The 2,560-nt window shown below is 71.0% G+C and carries 3 protein-coding genes; 2 read left to right on the forward strand and 1 reads right to left on the reverse strand.

Annotation, left to right across the window (positions count from 1 at the left end; translation table 11 throughout):
* Positions 1-33: 33 nt before the first annotated feature.
* Positions 34-783, reverse strand: coding sequence for a GntR family transcriptional regulator (locus tag IY392_RS18580; protein ID WP_194305838.1), 750 nt, complete (start codon positions 781-783; stop codon positions 34-36).
* A gap of 123 nt (positions 784-906) precedes the next feature.
* Between IY392_RS18580 and IY392_RS18585 the strand changes: the two genes are divergently transcribed.
* Together IY392_RS18585 and IY392_RS18590 are read left to right on the forward strand one after the other, a co-directional pair.
* On the forward strand, positions 907-1,707 hold the full coding sequence (locus tag IY392_RS18585) for a crotonase/enoyl-CoA hydratase family protein (RefSeq protein ID WP_107758291.1): 801 nt from the start codon (positions 907-909) through the stop codon (positions 1,705-1,707).
* A gap of 60 nt (positions 1,708-1,767) precedes the next feature.
* A partial coding sequence (locus IY392_RS18590; RefSeq protein WP_228549633.1) for a glutamate-cysteine ligase family protein occupies positions 1,768-2,560 on the forward strand: 793 nt, incomplete at its 3' end.

A 2,560-nucleotide genomic window follows, 5' to 3' on the forward strand; every position in this document is an offset into this window, starting at 1 on the left:
GAGCGGAGCGGGGCGGCCTGACGTCGTCGCGGGTCAGGCCGGAGCGATCGATGTCGCGACGCTGCCCCCCACACGGTCGTCCTCCCCCTCCTCCGCCCGGTCACTGTCACGCTCCTCGTCCCACACGCCGGCGCGCTGGAGATGGGCGATGAGCAGATCGGCCCCGTTGCTGAACTCGGCGTCGATCACCGCATGGGCCGTCTCCACATCCCCGGTGCGCAGCGCCTCGAGCATCCGCCGGTTGTCCACGAGTGCGGCCGCGCGCCAGGCCGGATCGTCCGCGTAGAGGCGATAGGGCATGTAGCGCGCGGCGTTGTTGAGGAACCGGGACAGCTTGTCGGAGCGGGACGCCCGGTTGATCGAGCGGTGGATGGCGTACTGCGCACTGACCACGCGGTCCGGATCGCCCGCCGCGGCCGCTGCCTCGAACTCCTCCACCAGGCGGGCGTGCTGATCGAGGGCCGACTCGTCGAACCGCGTGATGGCCCGGTCGACGATCCGCCTGGACAACTCCGCCTGCAGCCAGAAGATGTCCTCGACGTCCTGCCTGCTCATCGGCGAGACGAGGTATCCGCGTCGCGGGACGAGGTCCACCAACCCCTCTCCGCGAAGCGTGAGGAGGGCCTCCCGCACCGGGGTCACGCTCACCCCGAGGGCGGCTGCGGTCTCGTCCAACCGGATGAAGTCCCCGGGGCGCACCTGGCCGCTCATGATCCGGGTCCGCACGTGGTCGGCGACCTCTTCTGACAGCTGTGGGCGCTGCGCGAGTCGTGTTGCGGCCATTTCCGACACCCCATCTCCGGTGAAGAGGACCGGCCGGGGGACGCGGCCGGGAATCGAAATCAAATATATCGAATGAACCCGGAAAAGCCCCTCATGGCGCGGGTGCCGGGTGAGACTGGGGAGATGACCTCCCCCGAGACCCGGCCCGCCGTCCGCAGCGAGCGCCGCGATCACGTCCTGCTCGTCACCCTCGACCGCCCCGAGGCGCGCAACGCCGTCAACGGCGAGGTGAGCACTCTCCTGGGTCGGGCCCTGCACGAGGCCGACACGGACCCGGAGATCCGGGTGGTGGTCATCACCGGCTCGGGGGAGCAGTCCTTCTGTGCGGGAGCGGATCTCAAGGCCCTCTCGCGGGGAGAGGACATCTTCCCCGCGGAGAACCGCCAGTGGGGGTTCGCGGGCATGATGCAGCACCCCGTCTCGGTGCCGGTGATCGCCGCGGTCAACGGCACCGCGCTGGGCGGGGGGTGCGAGATCGCGCTGGCGTGCGATCTCGTGGTGGCGGCCGACCACGCGGTCTTCGGCCTGCCCGAGGTCAGGCGGGGGCTCGTCGCGGCGGCGGGCGGCGCGTTCCGGTTGCCGGCCCAGGTCCCTCACCGGGTGGCCATGGAGATGATTCTCACCGGTGAACCGGTCACGGCCGCACGGGCTCTCGAGCTGCACCTGATCAACCGCGTGGTCCCCGCCGGGGACCTGATCGACGCGGCCCTCGGACTGGCCGGGGTGATCGCCGCCAACGCCCCGCTGGCCGTGCAGGCGAGTAAGCGCATCGCGCTGGGGATCACCGACGGGGCCCGGCCGGACGAGGAGGAGCGGTGGAAGGTCAGTGACAGGGAGATGATCACCGTCATGACATCGGAGGACGCCGCGGAGGGCCCGAGGGCGTTCGCGGAGAAGCGGGACCCCGTCTGGAAGGCCCGCTGAGACCGATCCCACATCCCCGACCGGGTGTGCGCAGCCCCCTGAGAGCACTACATTTCCTTCATGGAAGCCGAGTTCAGGTCTGCGGTGATCGAGGAGGACCTCCAGGTCCTCGACACGGAGAGTCGGGAACTGGCGCCCAGGGCGTCGGAACTACTGGCCCACCGCCCCGGTGACATGGTCGCCGAGGAGGTACGGAACTGCGTGATCCGGACGCGCACCCGTCCGGCTCACACCGCATCCGACCTGCGATCGGGGCTCCTCGCGGTACGCGAGGGGCTGCGCCGGGTGGGTGAGCCCCGCGGCCTCACCGTCGCGGCCGCGGGTGCGGTCCCGCTCGTGCCCCCTGGGTCGGCGCTGGTGGACGAGAGCCCGCAGATGCGTCGACTCCTGGCGGACTACGAATTCCTGGCCCGGGGTCAGATCTACTGTGGCAGCCGCGTCAGAGTGGACGCCGTGGATGCCGACGAGGCGGTCGCCCTGGCGTGCCGGATCGCTCCGCACCTGCCCGTGTTCCTCGCACTCACCGCGAGCTCGCCCTACCTCCGCGACGGGTCGGATTCCGGGTACGCCAGCTGTCGCTCGGTCTCCGCCTCCCAGTGGCCGACCACCGCGCCGGTGGCGGGCGTGTGCTCGGCTCAGGAGTATCACGCACTCGTCGACGACCTCGTCGGCAGCGGGGTCATCAACGATCGCTCGATGGTGGGCTTCGGGATCCAGCCGGGCGCGGACGGGCGCTCGGTGGAGATCCTGGTGTGCGACGCCTGCCCCTCCGCCGACGCGACGGCGTTGGTGGCCGCGCTGTTCCGCGCGCTTGTCCAACGTGAGGCCGCCGCCCTGGCCGGGGGTGCGGAGC

The organism is Dietzia sp. SYD-A1 (assembly GCF_015356725.1).
Taxonomy (GTDB): domain Bacteria; phylum Actinomycetota; class Actinomycetes; order Mycobacteriales; family Mycobacteriaceae; genus Dietzia.